We start from the raw sequence: 259 nt of genomic DNA, 5'->3' as shown, positions 1-259 counted from the left end.
CCGTCGAAGGTGGGACCGGCGATTGGGACTAAGTCGTAACAAGGTAGCCGTACCGGAAGGTGCGGCTGGATCACCTCCTTTCTAAGGAGCTTCCTCAGGCTGTTCCGGCCCGTCATAGTGCGGGTTGGGTGGTTTGCAGGGCAAGCCCGTTGCGGACACGTCTGTTGTCCGGCGGGTGCTCATGGGTGGAATATCAACGGATTCGGTGTCTTTCGCGGTTGGCCGCATGCCAGTACGGTGCCCTTTGGGGTGTTTGGAA

Annotated in this window: 1 rRNA gene; it reads left to right on the top strand. The window is 59.8% G+C overall.

Annotation, left to right across the window (positions count from 1 at the left end):
• Positions 1-81: ribosomal RNA gene (locus AC5RVS_RS17845) — 16S ribosomal RNA — on the top strand; the annotation flags it as partial.
• Between the last annotated feature and the right edge of the window lie 178 nt (positions 82-259).

The sequence above is a fragment of the Arthrobacter sp. Y3221048 genome, from assembly GCF_059092685.1.
The sequence above is the reverse complement of the archived record's forward strand: the minus strand, read 5'-3'. Positions and strand labels throughout refer to the sequence as shown.